This is a genomic window from Spirosoma harenae (genome assembly GCF_054776975.1).
In genome coordinates this window covers 16412-37155 of record NZ_BAAHBD010000012.1, presented here as the reverse complement: position 1 = coordinate 37155, position 20744 = coordinate 16412, and the positions used below count along the sequence as shown (strand labels likewise).

General features: G+C 46.3%; 16 protein-coding genes. 9 read left to right on the top strand and 7 right to left on the bottom strand.

Going from position 1 to position 20744, the window contains the following annotated elements; genetic code table 11:
• Positions 1–43: 43 nt before the first annotated feature.
• Positions 44–1630: an oligosaccharide flippase family protein gene (locus ACYVE4_RS17955; protein WP_461041572.1), complete on the bottom strand. Its 1587-nt coding sequence runs from the start codon at positions 1628–1630 to the stop codon at positions 44–46.
• A 180-nt stretch (positions 1631–1810) separates the two neighbouring features.
• On the opposite strand from ACYVE4_RS17955, the gene purH reads away from it, so the two are divergent.
• The 3 genes from purH (at position 1811) to gatC (ending at position 4540) form a co-directional block, all read left to right on the top strand.
• Positions 1811–3361, top strand: coding sequence for a bifunctional phosphoribosylaminoimidazolecarboxamide formyltransferase/IMP cyclohydrolase (gene purH / locus ACYVE4_RS17950; protein ID WP_461041571.1), 1551 nt, complete (start codon positions 1811–1813; stop codon positions 3359–3361).
• A 118-nt stretch (positions 3362–3479) separates the two neighbouring features.
• Positions 3480–4211 carry a lysophospholipid acyltransferase family protein gene (locus ACYVE4_RS17945; protein WP_461041570.1) on the top strand — a complete coding sequence of 244 codons (732 nt, stop codon included), beginning with the start codon at positions 3480–3482 and terminating at the stop codon, positions 4209–4211.
• Between the two features lie 44 nt (positions 4212–4255).
• A complete protein-coding gene (gene gatC, locus ACYVE4_RS17940) occupies positions 4256–4540 on the top strand; it encodes an Asp-tRNA(Asn)/Glu-tRNA(Gln) amidotransferase subunit GatC (protein WP_461041569.1) in 285 nt (94 codons plus the stop codon).
• A 106-nt stretch (positions 4541–4646) separates the two neighbouring features.
• Here gatC and ACYVE4_RS17935 read toward each other — a convergent pair whose 3' ends face one another.
• From ACYVE4_RS17935 to uvrA, 4 genes are all read right to left on the bottom strand, one after another.
• On the bottom strand, positions 4647–6149 hold the full coding sequence (locus tag ACYVE4_RS17935) for a DUF1501 domain-containing protein (protein ID WP_461041568.1): 1503 nt from the start codon (positions 6147–6149) through the stop codon (positions 4647–4649).
• Between the two features lie 9 nt (positions 6150–6158).
• Entirely contained in the window at positions 6159–8933 is a 2775-nt protein-coding gene (locus ACYVE4_RS17930; RefSeq protein WP_461041567.1) for a DUF1553 domain-containing protein, read from the bottom strand.
• 144 nt (positions 8934–9077) lie between these two features.
• Entirely contained in the window at positions 9078–11459 is a 2382-nt protein-coding gene (locus tag ACYVE4_RS17925; protein WP_461041565.1) for a sialate O-acetylesterase, read from the bottom strand.
• A 113-nt stretch (positions 11460–11572) separates the two neighbouring features.
• Complete coding sequence (uvrA, locus tag ACYVE4_RS17920; RefSeq protein ID WP_461041564.1) at positions 11573–14479, bottom strand: excinuclease ABC subunit UvrA; 2907 nt, start codon at positions 14477–14479, stop codon at positions 11573–11575.
• A gap of 128 nt (positions 14480–14607) precedes the next feature.
• Here uvrA and ACYVE4_RS17915 point away from each other — a divergent pair, with 128 nt between their 5' ends.
• The gene (locus ACYVE4_RS17915; RefSeq protein WP_461041562.1) at positions 14608–15237 is read left to right on the top strand and encodes an MgtC/SapB family protein; all 630 of its coding nucleotides are present in this window, start codon (positions 14608–14610) and stop codon (positions 15235–15237) included.
• A gap of 40 nt (positions 15238–15277) precedes the next feature.
• Positions 15278–15910: a hypothetical protein gene (locus tag ACYVE4_RS17910; protein WP_461041561.1), complete on the top strand. Its 633-nt coding sequence runs from the start codon at positions 15278–15280 to the stop codon at positions 15908–15910.
• Between the two features lie 89 nt (positions 15911–15999).
• On the opposite strand, the gene ACYVE4_RS17905 is transcribed toward ACYVE4_RS17910, so the two are convergent.
• Both ACYVE4_RS17905 and ACYVE4_RS17900 read right to left on the bottom strand, forming a co-directional pair.
• A complete protein-coding gene (locus ACYVE4_RS17905) occupies positions 16000–16665 on the bottom strand; it encodes a phosphatidylserine decarboxylase family protein (protein WP_461041560.1) in 666 nt (221 codons plus the stop codon).
• Between the two features lie 103 nt (positions 16666–16768).
• Positions 16769–18043, bottom strand: coding sequence for a Glu/Leu/Phe/Val family dehydrogenase (locus ACYVE4_RS17900; protein WP_461041559.1), 1275 nt, complete (start codon positions 18041–18043; stop codon positions 16769–16771).
• Positions 18044–18384: 341 nt separating this feature from the next.
• Between ACYVE4_RS17900 and ACYVE4_RS17895 the strand changes: the two genes are divergently transcribed.
• The 4 genes from ACYVE4_RS17895 (at position 18385) to ACYVE4_RS17880 (ending at position 20744) form a co-directional block, all read left to right on the top strand.
• Positions 18385–18771 (top strand): TraR/DksA family transcriptional regulator, encoded by a 387-nt coding sequence (locus ACYVE4_RS17895; protein ID WP_461041558.1) that lies wholly within the window; start codon positions 18385–18387, stop codon positions 18769–18771.
• Positions 18772–19001: 230 nt separating this feature from the next.
• Positions 19002–19418, top strand: coding sequence for a phage holin family protein (locus ACYVE4_RS17890; protein ID WP_461041557.1), 417 nt, complete (start codon positions 19002–19004; stop codon positions 19416–19418).
• A gap of 83 nt (positions 19419–19501) precedes the next feature.
• Positions 19502–20011 carry a hypothetical protein gene (locus tag ACYVE4_RS17885; protein WP_461041556.1) on the top strand — a complete coding sequence of 170 codons (510 nt, stop codon included), beginning with the start codon at positions 19502–19504 and terminating at the stop codon, positions 20009–20011.
• Positions 19995–20744 (top strand): phosphoglycerol geranylgeranyltransferase, encoded by a 750-nt coding sequence (locus ACYVE4_RS17880; RefSeq protein ID WP_461041555.1) that lies wholly within the window; start codon positions 19995–19997, stop codon positions 20742–20744. The genes ACYVE4_RS17885 and ACYVE4_RS17880 overlap by 17 nt, the downstream gene beginning before the upstream one ends.

The following is a 20744-nucleotide window of genomic DNA, read 5'->3' as shown; positions in this document are numbered from 1 at the left end:
ATTTAATTGAGCCCAGTGTATCGTTTGGGAAATTACGTTGGATTTAAGGCTGTTTATCGTCGGGTAATACGCGTTCGGGCTCGCGATTGATTTTGGACTTTCCTTTTCGCAAACGCACCAAAACCGGCTGAAACGTATCGCGTTCAATCAGAAAAATCGCGCCCATAAACAACCCAACTAATCCCAAATGTACGGGGACAGAAATCCATAAATCGTTAATCGGGAATTGCCAGGATAGATAAATTAATAAGCCTGCACCCAGTATATAGCCTGCCGCCGAACCAACTTTGTAAGGAACAGGATAGTATTTCTCCCCTAATCCATAACACAAAGCCATCATAACAAAACTCGAAGCCAGAAACGCTACAGCACATCCCATATAGCCCATAACCGGAATAAGTACAATGTTAAGGGCAATGGTGATTACGGTACCAATTACGGTAATTAGCGTGCCATACTGAGTTTTGTCTTTCAGCTTAAACCAGAATGAAATGTTGTAATAAACACCGAGGAGCAAATTGCCCAGTAGTAGTAACGGAACCACATCTAAACCAATTCGATACGCTTTAGAGCGTAAAAAAATCTGCCCAATAAGATCAAGGTTTAGGCTGACGCCTACCCAAATAAGCACACAAACGATAATGAACCATTTCGTTACGTTGGCGAGAAGTGAGGGTGCATTTTTGTCTTCGGCCTGCGAGAAGAAAAACGGGTCGGCAGCGAATTTGAATGATTGAATAGCTAGCGCCATAAAAACAGACAGCTTCAGGCAGTTTCCATAAATACCCAGTACCGTTTCGGAAGATAAGCCAGGGTAAAAACCGGCTGGAAGGAAGTGTCGTAAAAATAACCGATCGGTAAGCAAGTTAAGAACGCCCGCCAGATTGGTTAACATGATTGGAAAGGCGTAAACGATTAGTGCACGGCTTTGTTCGCCCTTTAATTGGAAACGGAACCCGGCAAATGCTTTTCGAATAATGATAAAATACAGCGCATTCCCGATCAGATTAGACAGAAAGGCATAGCCAGGCCCAATTTGTGGAGAATACACTAGGCTGGCGAGGGATTGTAAAGAGGACAAATACTTGCCTTCGTAAATATCTTTTGCCAAAACAAGGAAAAACACGTTCAGCGCGACAACAATAACGATATTGATGATTTTAGCCGCCACAAATTCCTTGGCTCGATTTTCAGCCCGCAATCGGGCAAACGGAATCGCCACAATCGCATCAATCGCCACCAGCAAAGCTGACCATTGTACAAATCGCTCCTGACCCGAGTAGTTTAGCCAACTAGTTATGTGCGATGTCAGACTAAACAGCAGAATTGTCGATAAAACGCTGATACAGATAACAATACTAAGCGACTGATTGAAAATGCGATTCTTCTCTTCAACCGGCTCATTTTTCGACCGGGCAATAAAGCGGAAAAACGCCGTTTCCAACCCTAGCGTATATACAACGAGCAAGACACCGATCCAGCTATAAAACTCAACGTTCGAAGCCATTGCGGCTGGTTTAGCAAAGGCATAGGTTTGAATCGGAACGAGGGCGTAATTGAGCAGCCGCCCCAGAATAGTGCTGACCCCATACAGTGCCGTATCGCTCGCTAATTTTTTAAATGTGCTCATCTGATAAAAGAACGCCAGAGCCGTATTAGCTATTGGCTAAACTACCACTAGTGAACTTGGTAGATTACAAAGTTAAGACCTTTGGTTATCTTTGCACTTCAGACCGAAACAGGCTCCAGGCTGTTTCGCGTAACTTGCTATCTATTCCTGAAACAGCCGGAGCCTGTTTCGGTAATTTCCATGTCTCTGAAAATTTCTTCTGCTCTAATCTCCGTTTTCTATAAAGACGGTTTGGAGCCATTAGTGCAGTTGCTGCACCAGCAAAATGTTAAGTTGTATTCAACGGGTGGTACCCAGGCTTTCATTGAGCAATTGGGTATTCCGGTCACAGCGGTTGAAGACCTGACGGGCTATCCGTCTATTTTTGGTGGCCGGGTAAAAACCTTGCACCCAGCTGTGATGGGTGGTATTCTATACCGTCGCGAAATGCCCGAAGACCTTGCACAGGCTGAACGACATCGAATTCCTCCGATCGATTTAGTTGTCGTCGATCTGTATCCGTTTGAAGAAACCGTTGCTTCTGGAGCCTCTGACGAAGATATTATTGAAAAAATTGACATCGGTGGTATTTCACTGATTCGGGCAGCTGCCAAGAATTATAACGATGTACTTATCGTTTCTTCTCGAAGTCAATACGCCGATGTAGTTACGTTATTGACAGAAAAGAGCGGTGCAACCGACCTAAGCGATCGCCGTCGGTATGCGGGAGAAGCGTTTGCTGTAACATCACATTACGATACGGCTATTCAAGCCTATTTTGCTGGTGAAACGAATCAGGGAACAAATTACCAAGGGCCGATTTACGACTTTAAAGCGCTGCCCGCCAACCATCTTCGCTACGGCGAAAACCCCCACCAGCAGGCAAGTTTCTACGGCGATCTGGACGCTATGTTCGATAAATTGCACGGCAAAGAATTATCGTACAATAACCTGGTTGACGTTGATGCCTGTGTTGGTTTGATTGATGAATTTCCGGCAACAGAAGGTTCGGCTGCATATGCCATTATCAAACACACCAACGCTTGCGGTATTGCCACGGCTCCAACGGCGAAGGAAGCTTATCTGAATGCACTGGCCTGCGACCCAGTTTCAGCCTTTGGTGGTGTTGTGATCACAAATGGTCCTGTCGATTTGGCAACGGCGGAAGAGTTGAATAAGCTGTTCATGGAAATCCTGATCGCACCGGACTATGAGCCGGAAGCGCTGACCTTGCTGAAGTCAAAAAAGAACCGGATCCTGCTGAAACGTAATTCGGTCGAATTGCCATCGGTCATGTTCAAAACGATTTTGAACGGCGTTCTGGAGCAGGATAAGGATAACGTTGCGGAAACCGCCCATCAGTTTAAGACTGTTACAGAAAAAGCACCAACAGATAGCGAACTAAGGGCCTTGGAGTTTGCGCTGAAGGTCTGTAAGCATACAAAATCAAACACGATTGTACTAGCGAAAGAAGGCCAACTACTAGCTAGTGGCGTAGGACAGACATCGCGGGTGGACGCATTGAAACAGGCTATTGAAAAAGCGCACTCGTTCGGTTTTGACCTGAATGGCTCAGTAATGGCATCGGATGCATTCTTCCCATTCCCAGACTGCGTCGAAATTGCTGATAAAGCGGGAGTTACAGCGGTTGTACAACCCGGCGGTTCTATCCGCGATCAGGATTCAATCGATTATTGTAATCAACACGGTCTGGCAATGGTCACGACTGGCGTAAGACATTTTAAACACTAAAATTTTTTGTCATGCTGACAAAGGAAGCATCCTAAGGTTTCTCGATCTTCAAGTAAGGATATTTAAGGATATCGCTTCGGCGGTCCGATTCCTGCGTCAGCATGACAAATGATAGCTTATGCGACTACTCTACACAATCTGGTGTGCTATTTGGTTCGTGGCGTTGTACCTCGTGCTGTTTCCGTTCCAGTTTGTGTTTTTACAACGGGACGAATGGAAGCCTTTGGCGCACAAGGTCAATTACATCTGGGGAAAATTATTCTTCATAGTTATTGGTATACCCGTTCGGGTAGAGCGTCGTTTCGAACCCGATCCTAAGCAAGTCTATGTGTTTTGTGCGAACCATTTTTCGTACCTCGACATTGCCGCTATGGGCATAATTGTGAAAAACTTTTATGCGTTTGTCGGAAAAAGCGAAGTAAAACACATTCCCTTATTAGGCTATATGTTTGCCAAATTGCACGTTCAGGTAGATCGCAGTCAGCCAAATAGCCGGGCTTATTCGTTAGCGAAATCCATTCGAACATTAGCGTCGGGACGTAGTATTATGATTTTTCCGGAAGGTGGTATTAAAGCTCCTGAACCTCCGCAGATGATCCAGTTTCGGGACGGCGCGTTTACGATGGCCATTCAGCAACAGGTACCAATTGTTCCGGTTAGTTTGTTGAACAACTATCAAATACTGCCTGATAAAAGCCCAGTTCGGTTTCATTGGCATCCCTTGCGGGCTGTCATTCACCCACCCATTGAAACAGCTGGTATGAATCAAGACGATGTGGATCGGTTAAAAGAAGAAACGTATAAAGTTATTGACACTGAATTAATGAAAGGCAAGAAAGTCGCTGTTTAAGATCATGATGGTCTTTCACTCTTTCACTCTTTCACTCTTTCGCCATGAAGGTAGATCAGGAAACATTACATAAAATTGCTCATCTGGCCCGTCTGGAAGTTCGTCCAGAAGAAGAAGCCGAACTGCTCAACAGCCTGAACGGCGTATTGACCTGGATGGAGCAACTAAATGAAATTGATACAACAGGCATTGAGCCACTAACGCATATTTCGTTGGAAACCAACGTTCTGCGCGATGATGTCGTTGGTAATCACCTCTCCCGCGAACAAGCTCTGTCAAACGCTCCTCAGCACGACGAGCAGTTTTTCGAAGTGCCGAAAGTGCTCTGAGCCAGGATTTATGGGATTAAACTGACCGACTATGATTTTGTAGATGAGCACTTCTTCGAAGCGAAAAACAAAATCTATGTAATCCTGAAATCTGCTAAATCCCGGTTCAGGCAAGGACGGGTTTAATCACTTTACCCGCTACATCCGTTAATCGGAACGGGCGACCCTGAAATTGATACGTAAGTTTGGTGTGATCAAAACCAAGCAGGTGTAAAATAGTGGCTTGCAGATCATGGATGTGGGTTTTGTCTTTTACGCCATAATACCCGATATCGTCGGTTTCGCCGTAGGAGAAGCCTCGTTTTACTCCACCGCCCGCCATCCAGACGGTAAAGGCTTCCAGATGATGGTCGCGACCCATGAATGGTAACGTTTGTCCATCCCGATTTTCCTGCATCGGTGTCCGACCAAACTCTCCTCCCCAGACAACCAGTGTATCATCTAATAAACCGCGTTGTTTAAGATCTTTCAGTAGAGCTGTTACGGCCTGATCCGATTCTTTACATTTGTTTTTTAAACCGATTTCTATTGCCCCATCGGCACTGGTTCCGTGCGTATCCCAACCCCAATCGAAGAGCTGAATGAAACGCACACCACGCTCAGCTAAGCGCCTGGCCAATAGGCAATTTCGGGCAAAAGATCCTTGGTTGGGATCGACGCCGTAACTATCCAGAATATACTGCGGTTCGCTCTTAATATCCATCGCATCGGGCACCGACATCTGCATTCGGAAGGCTAGTTCGTACTGAGCAATACGAGTCAGAATTTCAGGATCTTTGACGTCTTCGTATTGCTGTTGATTGATCTCGCTAATCGCGTCAATCGTTTGCTTACGAACATCGCGAGTCATCCCAAATGGATCGGATGCGTAGAGAACCGGATCACCATCGGTTCGACATTGAACGCCCTGATAAACAGTGGGTAAAAAACCACTTCCCCACACCGACTTTCCCGCGTCGGGTTGTTTACCGCCCGACGCCAATACGATGTACCCAGGTAAATTATCGTTTTCTGTACCAAGCCCGTAAGTTACCCAGGAGCCTATGCTTGGGCGACCCAATCGAGCACTGCCCGTATGCATGAGCAATTGGGCTGGTGCGTGGTTGAACTGGTCGGTATACATGGCTTTCAGGAACGTAACATCATCCGCAACGCCCTGAAGGTGTGGTAAGTAGTCTGAAATCCAGGCTCCTGATTGGCCGTGCTGAGCGAACTTCCCCTGTGGACCAAGCATTTTCGGAACGCCCCGAATGAACGCAAACTTTTTGCCTTCGAGTAAAGCCTGTGGACAATCTTTACCGTTGTACTTCGCCAACTCGGGTTTATAGTCGAATAACTCCAGCTGGCTTGGCGACCCTGCCATGTGGACATAAATAACCCGCTGTGCTTTCGGCAAATACTGCGATGGATGTGGTGCTGTTGGCTCGTCGGTCTGTAGAGCTGCTCCAACTGAGTTTGTTCGTGGCTTTTCTTTATCGAAAAATCCGCAACTGCCTAATACTGAACTTAGAGCCATAGCTCCCAGGCCCGTTGAACAGGTATGTAGAAAATGCCGACGAGTTTCGCGCTCGGCAGCTGCTTGTTGGAGTTCTTGCAGGAGCTTATTCATAACAGAAAATTACTCTTTTGTAATTACCTCATCCAGATTCAACATTGTATTGGCCGTCACGGTTAAGGCGGCTAACTGAGGTGAAATCGTAGCACAATCGACACCTGGACGATCCAATAAATTAGCAGCCTGGCCGGGTTGCTGTTGATAAAATTGCTCTGTATTTCGATACAGCTTGACAAGAATGGTGAGTTTTTTCGGCGATAGATCGCGTAGCATAATTTGGCGGAAACCTGCCTGAATCTGCTTATTGGGCGATTGTCCTTGTTTCTGCATGTACTCCGCTAGGTGCTGAGCCGCTTCAACATAGACTGGATCGTTGAGAGTGACCAGTGCTTGAAGAGGTGTATTCGTACGTAAGCGTCGTAATTGGCAGAACTCCCGACTTGGACTGTCAAACGTCACCATAGATGGATAAGGAGCGGTACGTTTCCAGTAGGTATATAAAGCACGTCGATGGAGGTCTTCGCCTGTACTTTGCTTCCATTTTTCGCCGTCGTAGGGCGATTGCCAGATGCCATCGGGTTGTACAGGCATTACACTCGGACCGTACATTTTTCGGCTAATCAATCCACTGACTGCCAGAGCCTGATCATGCACAGCTTCGGCCGATAGACGGACGCGCGGACCACGAGCCAGTAATTTGTTAAATGGATCTTTTGCTAATAATTCAGGGGAAGCTTTGGACTGTTGTCGGTAGGTTGCCGACATAACCATCTTTTTTAATAGCTTTTTAACGCTCCAATGATCGGTTTCCATGAACTCAACTGCCAGATAGTCGAGGAGTTCGCGGTGGGTAGGTGGAATTCCTTGAGTACCCATGTCTTCCACCGTTTCAACGATACCCGTGCCAAATAGCTGTTCCCAGAGACGGTTCACCGCAACGCGGGCAGTTAAAGGGTGCTCCCGGCTAACCATCCAACGAGCCAAGCCAAGGCGATTTTTAGGTACCTGTGCATCCATTGTTGGAAATGATTTAGGGACTTCAGGCGTCACCTGTTTCCCCTTTACCATCCAATTACCACGCTCAAAAATGAACGTTTTTCGCGATAAATCGCCAGAACCATCGAGCATGATGGGTGTCTGTTCGACATCCGTATTGAGCAATTCAAGCAATACTTTGTCTTTCTCGCCAACAGTATTTTGTGGTTGTCCGGGCAGTACTGGCATAAACGCCACCCATTTGATTTGCACCCACTCTTTCGGTTTTTTCGTACTGTTAAGCGATAAATACAAATCATGGCGGCCCTGACGTGTAGGTAGCGGAATCATCTGTACGGTATCTTTCCCTGGTTTGGGCGTCGGAATAGTTGCTAAAACGGGACCATCCAATTTATCTTGATGGATAGTAACTGTTGCCTCTTCAGCCTTAGTCCCCCAGCGGATCAACAGCCGTGGGCGGCCTGTTAAGGTTACGGCCTTTATGCGGCAAGATCCTTTATCCTGAAAACCGAAATATTTCGCATCGAGGAGCGATGCATTGACATATTGATCGAAGTCGTGCGAATTAATTTTAGGTTCAACCGTGCGCAACAGATGCGTCACCCGCTGGATGTCAGCCTGGGCTTGTTTCGGATTTTTTTCTGTGCTGGAAATGTACTGCTGTAACGAAACGATTTTGGTCGAATCGGCTGGTTTATAGAACCGAAGGGTTGGGGTATCGCTCGTTACATCTTCGTCGCGGGTATTGTTGAAGAAAGCGAGGTATTTATAATATTCATCGTTGGTAAAAGGATCATACGGATGGCTATGGCATTGTACACAGCCAAACGTAGTGCCCTGAAATACATCCCAGGTAGTATTCACTCGATCAATAATGGCGGCTGTCCGGAATTCCTCATCCTGCGTACCTCCTTCGTCATTGGTCATCGTATTCCGATGAAAACCCGTTGCTACTAACTGAGCATCAGTAGGATTAGGCAATAGATCTCCCGCTAATTGTTCGACCGTAAATTGATCGAAGGGTTTGTCTTCGTTGAAAGCCTTAATTAGCCAATCCCGATAGCGCCAGATTTTGCGGCCCGGATCGCGTTCATAGCCTTTCGTATCGGCGTATCGAGCTAAATCCAACCACATTCCCGTCCAGCGTTCGCCATAAGTAGGAGATTTTAACAGACGATCAACCACTTTTTCATAAGCGTCTGGTGATTTATCCGCTATGAAATCGGCAGCTTCTTTTTCGGAAGGCGGTAAGCCTGTAAGGTCGAGCGATACGCGCCGGATCAGGGTAGCGCGGTCAGCTTCTGGCGACGGTTTAAGGGACTCCTGATTTAGTTTGTCGAGAATAAAATGATCGATTTCATTTTTCGCCCAATCAGTTTCGTCATTGCTGGTAATACCTAACCGGCTCAGAAATGTACCAATTGTTGGAACACCGGGGTTTTCAACAGTCTGATAAGCCCAATGATCACCCCATTCCGCTCCTTGATCGATCCATTTGCGCAGTAAATCTATTTCTTCCGGTTTTAGGGCCGGATGGTCGAGTGGCATCCGTTCGTCGGGGTCAGTTAACGTGAGCCTTCGGATCATTTCGCTACCATCGGCATCACCGGGGATAATGGCTGGTTTACCTGATTTAGCAGGAGCTAACGCTTCGTGTTTGAACAGGAGCGAAAAACCAGAGGCTTTTTTTACTCCTCCGTGACAGGCAATACAGTTTTTATTGAGCAGAGGTTTTACCTGCGTGTTATAGTCAACGCGCTTCTCGAAAATGCCTAGAAACGATGACAAGACCAGGGCGAGAACAAATCCGATGGTACTAACAACTAGCCATTGCGTTTTCATATAACCGATACAGACGGACAGTACTTGCTACTAAAAGCAAATACCAGCTGATTTGTACTAAGAAAAGCGTTGATTGATGTAATTTTAACGAAGCTGCCGGCTAAACCGTTCAGGAAAAGTTAACAGAAAACGTAGATTAATCCACTATTGCGCTCGTAAATCGACTTGAGCGGTATCATCTTCGCCATTAGTCGTGCCGTTATTGGGTGTCGAATCTGGATCAGGAACGCCAGAAGCTGTTATTTGAGCGCTACAAACGCCATAGCCTGATGCTAGAATTCTGGCTCGAAATAGTAGGGTAACGCTACTACCCGCAGCCAAACTGTTGACCCCCCCTACGGGATTACCGCCCGATAAGGCAAAGTCGTCGCCACTAACCAAGGTTTGCCCCGCAGGTAAATAAGCCGTAACAACCACTCCTGAAGCAGATAAGCCACCTAAATTGCTAATGGTCAGGGAGTAAGTAATTATATCATTCAGGTTCGGGGTGCGCGTATTGACTGCCAGTTTAATACTAAGATCAGCTTTGGCCGGGTCTGGAGTTGGTTGATTGCTGATAACGGGAGGCAATGGAACTTGATTGGGATTAGGCGAAACAAATAGCGAAGATCCTGATTGAGAAGTTCGGAAATCAATTTGAGCCGCATCATCCTGACCATCACCCGTTCCGGAGTTAGGCTGGCTATCTGGGTCGGGCGAGGTAGCTTGTGAAATCTCAGCCGCATTCAGGTAAGTGCCAGCCGCTACTGGCTGCGCGACAAAGCTGAGCGTCTGTGTTGATCCTACAGCCAGATTAAATGCTGAGCTAGTCAATACGGTCCCATTCGCGGAGAAATTACTGGATGACACAAACGCTAGATTATCAGGCAATCGATCTCGGACAACTACACCCGTAGCCTGAGCTGGCCCATTATTATGCACAAACAGATTAACTGTGACAGGTGTATTGATGCTGGGGTTACGTTCACTGACAACCATAGACAAATTGACGTCGGCCTGGGTAGTTATCTGGAATACATTAGATGGAACGGCGGGGAGAGCCGGTGAACTGGAAACGACCCGGATTCGGAAGCGTCCGCTGGTAAGCGATCCCGGAAGCGAAACCAGAATAGGACTGGTCTGGCCACCACCTAGTGTGCTGATATAGCGTCCAAGGGAATCAAGAAGCTGTACCTGCCATTGATTCCCTCCATTGAATGTACCAAGTGTTGCAAAAGACACGCTTAATGTTGCGCCAGGAGCGACCGCATCCGCCAGATTGCCAGTTACGGCAAATTGAGTGGGAGTAATAGGCTGTGCATTCTGGAAAAAAGTATTATCCAGGCTATTATTCCAACTCCGCGCCAAATAAGATAGTCCCATATCGGCTGGAATCGCTGTGGCATTCAGGTAATACTGTGGGTGGGGTGATGGACGAACACTGTTTCGGAAATGTACGTCGATCGATCCGGCGTTACGATTCGTATAGGCATCATTCGAGGGGCCTGAAAAAGCATTCAAGCCAGCTGTATTAATGACCTGTTGCTGGGCTGTAATTAGGTCTGGCCGCGTTGTACTACCATCGAAAGAAGCCCTGGCTATTACCCAGGATAGATTCTGGTTGCCGAAATCCTGTCGTGATTTCTGAATCAGATTCGTCAGACTTGTTTTGTAATTCGGAATTGAACCAGAACTCGCGTCACCGTATTCTGCCTCCCCCTGATGCCATAAAACCGCCCGTGCTCCCGACATGGATAGGTAGTACTGCATCACATTTTTCAGGTTCGTGTAGGGTTGTAAATTTGGCCAGTTGCCTGGGGTGCAATTATATCGGTTACAGGTAGGAATTCCGTTCGCCGTATTGATCCAGTTTTCAACGGTAGAGCCGTCCCAACCAGTTGAATAGAAAGTTACGGGTACATTGTAACGATTGACAATATAATCGCCCAACTCGCCCCAGCACCATGAGCTTTCGGCCATCGGGAAAACCTTTCGGGTGGCTGTCAATGCCTTGTATACAGGCACAGGGGAAGGATCACCAGAAGAAACGAGTGGGCTATTGCCGCCGGGGTAATAGTGATTAATAGAATCGATCGAATTGACCCGATCGGTATTAGTGCCAAGATCATTATCTCCAACGCCCAAACCCCGTGAATTCGACTGACCTGCCGTTACAAAAATCTCGCCAATACCCACTGGTTGCACGGTTGCCTGCGCAGTCACTACGTTGCTCAGTATCGTACGTACTGTCAATACATACCATCCTCCAGATCCCGTAATATAGCCTAGAAAAAGGTTGTTGGTAGGATTGTTCTGAACAGTTTGCCAACCAGTCGCAGTCCCTTGACCAGCGACAACGGGTATTAACTGAGCTTCAACTCGATCTACGGGATTTGTAGAAAGCCTGCCTGCGATGTACAATCGACCATTTCCGTCAGCTCCGCGCTGTATAACCAGTCGAGACATCGGGTATGAAATTTCGAGTTGCCCAAAAGCTAGAGCCGGACAGACTACGAACAAAAACACCCATTTTAGAAATGTGGACATGCGCACGTTGAGCAATGGCCACCTCAATGATAGAGATGAGCCAATCAGAGAAATTTATCGATTATTATTCCATTGCAAAACAACACTTTATGTGCATAGGAACCGCATAATCGTTACACTTTTCCCCGCAAATACTCTGCCGTATAGTTGCCGTCGGTCAATTTTACCATTTCTTCTGGCGTACCGGCGAAGGTGATATACCCGCCAGTTTCGCCACCTTCCGGGCCAAGGTCAATAATGTGATCGGCATTCTTGATGACCTCCATATTGTGTTCGATAATGATCACTGAATCGCCCTGATCAACGAGCGCGTTGATAGCTGAGAGCAATTTTCGGATATCGTGGAAATGCAGTCCTGTGGTAGGTTCATCAAAAATAAAGAGCGTACCACCTTTGTTCGGATTTCCTTTTCCAAGGAACGATGCCAGTTTAACTCGCTGAGCCTCACCACCCGAAAGCGTATTTGCCGATTGGCCCAGACCAATATACCCTAAACCCACATCCTGTAACGGTTGCAGTTTATCCGCCATTTTCGGATCGTACTGTCGGAAGAAAGCGACGGCTTCATCGACAGTCATTTCCAGAATGTCCGACACGTTTTTATCGTGAAATAGTACTTCCAGCACTTCCTGTTTGAACCGTTTGCCACCACAGCCTTCGCATTTGAGGTAAATGTCAGCCATGAACTGCATTTCGATTTTTACTTCGCCTTCACCCTGACAAACCTCGCAACGGCCGCCATCGACGTTGAACGAAAAATGACTTGGTTTGTACCCCCGCGATTTCGAGACAGGCTGATCGGCCATCACCGTTCGTAGGTAATCATAGGCTTTAATATACGTGACCGGATTGGATCGACTTGATTTGCCAATCGGATTCTGATCGATCATTTCAATGGCCGAAATCCGGTTAAGCGAACCTTCCAACGAGTCGTATTTTCCTGCTTCTTCGGCTGCATCGCCTTTTTCGCGCATGAGAGCAGGGTAGAGAACTTTCCGAATCAGCGTACTTTTCCCCGAACCGGATACACCTGTTACAACCGTCAATGTGTTTAACGGGAACCGCGCCGTAACATCTTTCAGGTTATTCTCTCGTGCTCCTTTTATCTCAATGAAATTAGTCGATTTCCGCCGAAAGTTAGGTACCGGAACCGTCTCCTGACCTGTCAGAAAGTCGAGTGTGTGGGAGGGCAGAGGGGTAAGGGTATGGGGCATGGAGTTATTATTGTTTTCGCCCTCTGCCCTAAACCCTTTGCCCTCTGCAATTTCTTCCCACGTTCCCTGAAAAACTAAATGTCCACCCAGCGATCCGGCATCGGGACCAATGTCGATCAACTGGTCGGCAGCACGCATCACTTCTTCTTCGTGTTCGACGACGATTACTGTATTGCCCATATCGCGCAGGGATTCCAGTACGCTAACCAAACGTTTGGTGTCGCGCGGGTGCAAGCCAATACTGGGTTCGTCCAGAATGTACATCGAACCAACCAGCGCAGAGCCTAGTGAAGTTGCTAACTTAATGCGTTGATATTCACCGCCGGATAGCGTATTCGTCAAGCGGTTGAGCGTTAGATAGCCCAAGCCGACTCGCTCCATATAGTCTAATCGATTTCGAATTTCGATCAGGATTCGGTTGGCGACTTGCTGTTGCTGAGTTGGTAATTCAAGATTGTGGAAGAAAGCCGTTGCGTGCGTAATTGGCATCAAAACCAGATCCGTAATGGATTTGCCACCTACTTTTACATAGCTGGCATCTTTCCGAAGCCGAGAGCCCCGACATTCTGGACAAGTCGTTTTGCCCCGATACCGGGAAAGCATAACCCGATACTGTACTTTAAATGTCTGGCTTTCAACGTAAGCAAAAAAGCTATTCAGTCCGTTGAAATAGGAATTGCCATTCCAGAGTAATTCCTGTTCGGCAGAAGTTAAATCTTTATATGGACGATGAATTGGAAAATCGAAGCGAATGCCATTTTTGAGCAACGGGCGTAAAAACTCTTCGCTCATTTTTTCGCTGCGCCAGGGCGCAATAGCTCCTTCGAAAACTGATAGCGTTTTATCTGGAATAACCAGATCAGGGTCGATTCCAAGGACTTTTCCAAAACCATCGCATCGGCGGCAGGCGCCGTACGGATTGTTGAATGTGAACAGGTTGACGCTCGGCTCTTCGAAAGCAATCCCATCCAATTCAAATTTGTCGGAGAAAACGCGCGATTCTTGACCGACAATATCGACCCGGCAAGTGCCTTCGCCTTCATTAAACGCAGTTTGTACCGAATCAGAAAAACGATATAGATTGTCTTCATCGGGTTCACCTTTGTCGTCGTAAAGTACCGTACCTCGGTCAACCAGAATTTCGAGTGAACCGTACTGTTCAGAAAGACTTTCGGCATTCGCCAGCATATCCTCAATTTGCAAAACCGTCCCATCGGACACAATCCGGGTATAGCCTTTTTGAAGCAGGATATTCAGCTCATAATCAAGCGTACGGTCTTCTCGTACGCGCAACGGAGCCACGATCATGACGCGCTGGCCAGCTTCGAAACCATAGATGTAATTGACAACATCTGTGACGGTATCCTTCCGTACTTCATGTCCCGAAACCGGCGAATAGGTCACGCCCACTCGCGCAAAAAGAAGTTTCAGATAATCGTAAATTTCGGTCGAGGTTCCAACGGTTGACCGGGGATTTCGGGTCGATACTTTTTGTTCGATGGCAATTGCTGGCGAAACTCCCTTAATGTATTCCACTTCGGGTTTCTCCATGCGGCCTAAAAACTGCCGGGCATAACTGCTCAGGCTTTCGACGTACATCCGCTGACCTTCAGCGAATAAAGTGTCGAATGCCAGCGACGATTTGCCCGAACCTGATAAGCCGGTAAGTACAACTAATTTGTTGCGGGGTATGGCGACGTCAATTCCTTTTAGATTATGTACTTTCGCCCCTTTAATGATAATAAACTGCTTGGGGTCGAGATGGTCAACGGAATGCAATAGTTCGGTTTCCGGAGTCTGAGTCATTCTTAGCTGATGAGGTAAACGCTATCTAATTTTAACGGTTTATTTCGAAATATGGTTTCTCTGTTTTGCTATTCTTGACAAGGGAATCGTGCGTATTTTGTGGAAAGATTGATGGGAAAATCAGACAGATGGATTTTGCACAGGAAGATATTATTCGGTTAAGCGCGGCACTGGTCATTGGTGGCTTAATTGGCGTTGAACGTGAGTATCATGGTAAAGCGGCCGGTTTTCGGACAATGATTATGATCTGCGTTGGATCGACCTTGTTTACCATGATTTCGGGGCGAATAGGCGGATCGGGCGACCGTATTGCTGCTAATATTGTAAACGGAATCGGCTTTCTGGGGGCTGGAATTATTTTCCGGGAAGACAGTCAGGTAAAAGGTCTGACTACGGCTGCAACGGTTTGGGCCGTATCTGCGTTAGGTATGTGTGTAGGGGCAGGCCATTATGATATTGCGCTGGTAGGGTTCGTGTTTATTCTTGGCTCGCTACTTTTGCTGGTCGGTTTTGCCAAGCGAATCAAGAAACTGAATCAAACGCGCGATTATAAAATAGTGACAGCGTTCCATAACAAGACCCTGAATCAGTACGAAAAATTTTTCGAAGAATGTGGTCTTTCGCCAACCCGAAGCCAACAGCAACGTATCGGTACGGAGATTATTGGTCATTGGCGCGTTGACGGTTCCGAAAAGAACCATGAAAAGTGCATTAAACGCTTGCTGAACGACCCTGAAGTAAAAGAATTTACATTTTGATTTCGTTAGATAGAAAGAGTTAGTTTTCGTATAAAACACTATGAGCCATATTAGAAAATTACTGTTTATCACGGCTTTATTGAGTAGCAGTATTGCCTTCGGACAGCTTACCGAAGACCCAGAAGATCGTAAGGATCAGGGTAAAGATCCTTTGAGAACTCAAACCCCGGAAGGGCGTCCTTTACCGTTTGGACAACGTCTGCGATTTGGGGGCGGCATCAACGGCTTCCGATTCGGAAATCCATTCAGTTTAGGCATTTCGCCCGTTGTTGCCTATCAGGCTACTGAGCGAATGATTGTTGGTATTGGTGGAAACTACACGTACACGCGTTATAAAGGATATACGAATGTAGGTACAACCGTGCCCGTGCAAACGTATAACCAATATGGAGGGCGCGGATTTATCATGTACGAATTCATTCCGTCAATTTTACCGAATCTGTATCTGCACGGCGAGGTAGAAAGTACGACCATTGATATTAAGTATGATCAGACGGGGCAGAAATTTAGTGATGTCCTAACGGCACCATTAGTTGGGGTAACGTATTCACAGCCGATTTCACGTCGGTTTGGGGTTAATCTAACGGCGCTTTATAACCTGAATTATAACGACAATGCCTTAGCACGTACGATCTACGGTAGCCCGTTTGTACTCCGGATCTCATTTTTCTAGAAGAGAAATAACTATTTTTCAATGAAAACGCCGTCGAAATTGGATTTCGACGGCGTTTCGTTTTCAGAAAGATTATTTTAGAAAAGCAATTATCCTTTCAATTCTGCGATTACCGTAACGCCCCCTTTTGTGACATCACCGATGGCTACTTTGATTTCGGCATCCAAGGGTAGAAAGACATCGACACGTGAGCCGAATTTTATGAATCCAAACTCTTCTCCCTGCTGAACGGGCTGCCCTTCTTTAACGTACCAGATAATTCGACGGGCCACGGCACCCGCAATTTGTCGAAACAGCACTTTGATGCCCGTTGCCGTTTCAATCACAATCGTTGTCCGTTCGTTTTCTGTACTGGATTTCGGATGCCAGGCCACTAAATATTTGCCCGGAAAGTATTTAAAGTAGCGAACAATACCCGAAACAGGATTGCGATTTACGTGTACGTTCAGGGGGGACATAAAAATAGAAACCTGACGACGTCGATCGTTAAAGTATTCACTCTCAGTAGTTTCTTCAATAACAACTACCTTTCCATCAGCCGGAGCGATTACCTGTGTATCGCCCGTTGTAAGTTGCCGATTCGGAATGCGGAAAAACTGAACGACCAGAACAAATAATACCAAACTAACAATAGCTAATAAGGTAATGGCCGTTGGATTATCGGAAAACAGGTAGAAATAAGCGAGGAGGTTCAGGGCAAGTAAAACCAACCCCGTTGTAAGCATGATGGTATTCCCTTCGCGGTGAAAGCGCATGTGACGAATGTATGATGTATATTGTATGAACTGAATTTGATGTGGCAAGTTTGACAAAAATATATATCATACTTTATACATCATACATTCCAGCCAAAATCCGCTAGTATCCGCCCCGGAATTTATACGTGCTCGCTACTTTGTCGATGGCAACAATGTAAGCGGCCAATCGCATGGGGACTTTATATTTTTGCGAGGTTTCAAATACCCGGTCGAATGCATCTTTCATAGCGCGGTCGGCCCGGCGATTCACTCGGTCGAGCGTCCATTTATAGCCGATCCGGTTTTGAACCCATTCGAAATAGGAAACAGTTACACCGCCCGCGTTCGCCAGAATATCTGGTACCACCAGGATGCCTTTGCTGTTAATGATCTCGTCGGCACTGGCTGAGGTTGGTCCGTTAGCACCTTCTACAATCATTTTTGCCTGAATCGACGCAGCATTATCATCCGTAATGACGTCTTCTTTAGCCGCCGGAACCAGCACATCGACAGCTAGCGACAGAAGTTCTTCGTTCGAGATTTTTTCTGCGCCCGTAAAACCTTCTAAGGTTCCTTTATTCGAGTTTCGATAATTAACAGCGGCTGTAATATCGATACCACTCTGATTGTAGTAGCCTCCCGAAATATCACTGACAGCAACTACGGTAACACCTCGCTCATGAAGCAATTCGGCGGCAAATGAACCCACATTACCGAATCCCTGAACAGCGGCTGTGGTGCGGTAAGGGTTCATGCGCAACTTATCCATTGCAGCCAACGCAGCTACCGTAACTCCCCGTCCTGTAGCTTCGGTTCGTCCCAATGACCCACCCAGTACAAGCGGTTTTCCTGTTACGACGCCGTTAACGGTCATGCCTTTCGACTTGGAGTACTCATCGACGATCCAGGCCATTTCACGTGGGCCAGTGCCCATATCTGGAGCTGGAATATCACGATCTGGTCCAATTACATCCAGCATCGCAACGGTATATTGGCGGATAAGTCGCTCAATTTCACCGGCCGACATTTCTCGGGGATTGCAGGCAATACCGCCTTTTGCTCCGCCGTAAGGAATGTCAACAACGGCACATTTCCAGGTCATCCAGGCCGCCAGTGCGCGAACTTCGTCCAGATTCACTGCAGGATCAAGCCGGATGCCGCCTTTTGCCGGACCAAGAATATTGGAATGAATAACCCGATAGCCTTCAAACACTTTGATGGCCCCATTGTCCATCGTAACAGGTAGACCAACAATCACTTGTCGGGCGGGAACTTTCAGGATGTCATACATTTCATCGGTGATACCTACCAGTTTAGCAGCGGCATCAAAACGCGACATCATCGATTCAAGGGGATTCTCTTTATCTTTTATTGGGGCTGGTTCAATATATGCCATGGCCATGCTTTTACTTCTGTTGAGAACAAATATGCTAATGAAGTGATAACAAAATTAGTAAATCATAGTCTATATAGTGAAAGGTATATTTTTTCTAGGATTAATATAATAGTAACATGGCCTTGTGTTGTTCTATATATTTCTAATTTGTCCAAAGGGTTTATTGCTAAATTAAGAATTAACCGAAGATTCATTTGGAAATAGTGCGAAAGACAATTTGATGAAAATCCGGAAAAATCAAGAACTATTTGACAAATCATTGAAATACCGGATACAAACTATTAATTTTGCACCAGAAAACAGGACACACCATCTAAAATAGGTTTAACATTGAATTAACTATGGTTCAGGAAGAAAGAAAGCGATACTCGGAAGAGGATCTCAAGGAGTTTGAAGAACTAATTGGCCAAAAGCTCAATGAAACGCGTAGTGAATTAAACTACATTAAAGAGAGCTTGAGCAAACGCAATGATAGTGGTACAGACAACACCTCGGGCAACTCGAAACTGCTTGAAGATGGCGCCGACACTAGCGAGCGGGAAAACTTGAGCCAATTAGCCGCTCGCTTGCAGAAATTTATTCAGCAGCTTGACGCAGCGATGGTTCGAATCAAGAATGGGACGTACGGTATCTGCAAAGACACTGGCAAATTGATACCCAAAGAAAGACTTCGCGCTGTTCCGCATACACAGCAAACTATCGAAGCCAAATTGCGCCAGTCACGATAACGGCCAAAAGGAGTTCGAAAAGCTGATCGTTCCTGACTTGCTTGTTATGCTAAGGTCTTTCTTGCTGCATAACCAACAAGCCTACCACCAGCTTTTGTGCATTTCATCTTCGTAAAATCATTCAAAAAGCTTCAATACCTTACGTATTGAGGCTTTTTTATTTAATCATTTTTTAAACAAATTGAGCCATTATTTGTAAATACCGCAGGGCAAAATCATTTTAAAGAACCATGCTGGAACATCTGGACGAAATCCGAGAAAATATATTCCGTTATCTGGAAGCCCGCATCGAGTTGTTTACGCTGGAAAGTCGGGCCAAACTCGAAGAAGGGGTAGTGATAGGCGTTCACGGTATCGTGCTGGCACTGCTAAGTACGATGACTATCCTGTTTTTATTTATTCTGCTGGCCGCTTATCTGAACGAAGTAACCAATAGTCAATACCTCGGCTTTTTAATTGTGGCCGGTTTTTTCATGCTGCTTACACTCTTCTGGTTGGCTGCTAAAGACTTTTTCAAGAATAAAATTAGAGGTGTTGCTTATAATGCCATTAAAAAGAGCCAGGAGAAAAAAGTTGAAGAGAAGTCGCAGGCTGTTGAAGAGCTGATGGCTCAGACGCGCTCGGCAATGAACAATCCAAACATATAGGGAGTATCTTGAATCAAATTTTTGATAGCCAGCGAGTTAGTTTCGCTAAAATTTGTTTTTAAACACATTCTGGAAAGAGTAAAATGGAAGATCCAAAAGTACCATTTGCTGATACAACGGCCCGTCGGGCGCAATTAATGGCCGCTACGGAGCGGCTCAAATCATCCATTACAAATGGCGTTGAAACCATAAAAGATGATGCAACGGAGTTAGGTAAAACGACAATGTTTGTCGCAGGTGCCGCTTTAGCCGTATATTTGGTTGTAAATGCTGTATTACCGAAGTCCGATGAATATCGGTACGCTGAAAAATACGGCGAACCCGATGAGGACTACGACGATGATGATGACGAATCGGACAATGAGCCGTCAATTCGACGTAACGTCAGGTATCAGGAGCCTAAAACGCAAAAAACGGCAGCCGTGAGTGGATTAATCAGTGGTATTGTAACCTCTGTTTTAACGAATATCGCTCGCGAGCAGCTAACTGGATTTTTAGCCCGCATCCGTACAAATAATGCCATCAATCCAACTGCCGACCCAACACAATACCACGAACAGGCCCCCAAAACACCTGTTGACTACACTCCGTAACAATAAATTAGTTGGCCGGAAAGCGATTGCTGTGTTGCTCGATCCTGATAAAATTGAGCCCCACTCGCTCACTAATTTACTGGCCCGAACCACTGAGTATCCAATCGACTTTTTTTTAGTTGGCGGTAGTTTGGTCACCGATTATGTTCACAAAGAAGTAATCGAGGCTATCCGCCAACACACAAATATTCCCATTATTCTATTCCCAGGGAATCCGCTTCATATTGAGCCATCGGCCGATGCGATTTTATTTCTTTCGCTTATTTCGGGCCGAAATGCTGAGTTTCTGATCGGGCAGCACGTCATTGCGGCTCCTATTCTCAAAAAAAGCGGGTTAGAGATTCTACCCACCGGCTATATGTTGGTGGATAGCGGTACGCAAACAACCGTTTCATACGTTAGTGGTACGATGCCGTTGCCGCACGATAAACCCGGCGTAGCGGCTTGTACTGCCATGGCAGGTGAAATGCTTGGTTTACAATTAATGTATCTGGATGCTGGAAGTGGTGCTCGCAGGCCCGTATCGCCCGAAATGATTGCGGCTGTGCGATCTGTCATTGACGTTCCGCTAATTGTAGGAGGGGGAATTAATTCGGGTGAAAAAGCCTATGAAGCGTTAAAGGCCGGCGCTGATTTGCTAGTGGTTGGCAATGGCATTGAAAAAGATCCTGACTTGCTGCCCCAGTTATCGACCGTTATTCAGGAATTTAATCAATCTGTTGTTCGCGCTTAG

Excerpts from the sequence above, each read along its gene's own strand:
- ACYVE4_RS17955 (WP_461041572.1), bottom strand. The coding sequence starts at position 1,630 with ATGAGCACATTTAAAAAATTAGCGAGCGATACGGCACTGTATGGGGTC.
- purH (WP_461041571.1), top strand. The coding sequence starts at position 1,811 with ATGTCTCTGAAAATTTCTTCTGCTCTAATCTCCGTTTTCTATAAAGAC.
- ACYVE4_RS17945 (WP_461041570.1), top strand. The coding sequence starts at position 3,480 with ATGCGACTACTCTACACAATCTGGTGTGCTATTTGGTTCGTGGCGTTG.
- gatC (WP_461041569.1), top strand. The coding sequence starts at position 4,256 with ATGAAGGTAGATCAGGAAACATTACATAAAATTGCTCATCTGGCCCGT.
- ACYVE4_RS17935 (WP_461041568.1), bottom strand. The coding sequence starts at position 6,149 with ATGAATAAGCTCCTGCAAGAACTCCAACAAGCAGCTGCCGAGCGCGAA.
- ACYVE4_RS17930 (WP_461041567.1), bottom strand. The coding sequence starts at position 8,933 with ATGAAAACGCAATGGCTAGTTGTTAGTACCATCGGATTTGTTCTCGCC.
- ACYVE4_RS17925 (WP_461041565.1), bottom strand. The coding sequence starts at position 11,459 with ATGTCCACATTTCTAAAATGGGTGTTTTTGTTCGTAGTCTGTCCGGCT.
- uvrA (WP_461041564.1), bottom strand. The coding sequence starts at position 14,479 with ATGACTCAGACTCCGGAAACCGAACTATTGCATTCCGTTGACCATCTC.
- ACYVE4_RS17915 (WP_461041562.1), top strand. The coding sequence starts at position 14,608 with ATGGATTTTGCACAGGAAGATATTATTCGGTTAAGCGCGGCACTGGTC.
- ACYVE4_RS17910 (WP_461041561.1), top strand. The coding sequence starts at position 15,278 with ATGAGCCATATTAGAAAATTACTGTTTATCACGGCTTTATTGAGTAGC.
- ACYVE4_RS17905 (WP_461041560.1), bottom strand. The coding sequence starts at position 16,665 with ATGCGCTTTCACCGCGAAGGGAATACCATCATGCTTACAACGGGGTTG.
- ACYVE4_RS17900 (WP_461041559.1), bottom strand. The coding sequence starts at position 18,043 with ATGGCATATATTGAACCAGCCCCAATAAAAGATAAAGAGAATCCCCTT.
- ACYVE4_RS17895 (WP_461041558.1), top strand. The coding sequence starts at position 18,385 with ATGGTTCAGGAAGAAAGAAAGCGATACTCGGAAGAGGATCTCAAGGAG.
- ACYVE4_RS17890 (WP_461041557.1), top strand. The coding sequence starts at position 19,002 with ATGCTGGAACATCTGGACGAAATCCGAGAAAATATATTCCGTTATCTG.
- ACYVE4_RS17885 (WP_461041556.1), top strand. The coding sequence starts at position 19,502 with ATGGAAGATCCAAAAGTACCATTTGCTGATACAACGGCCCGTCGGGCG.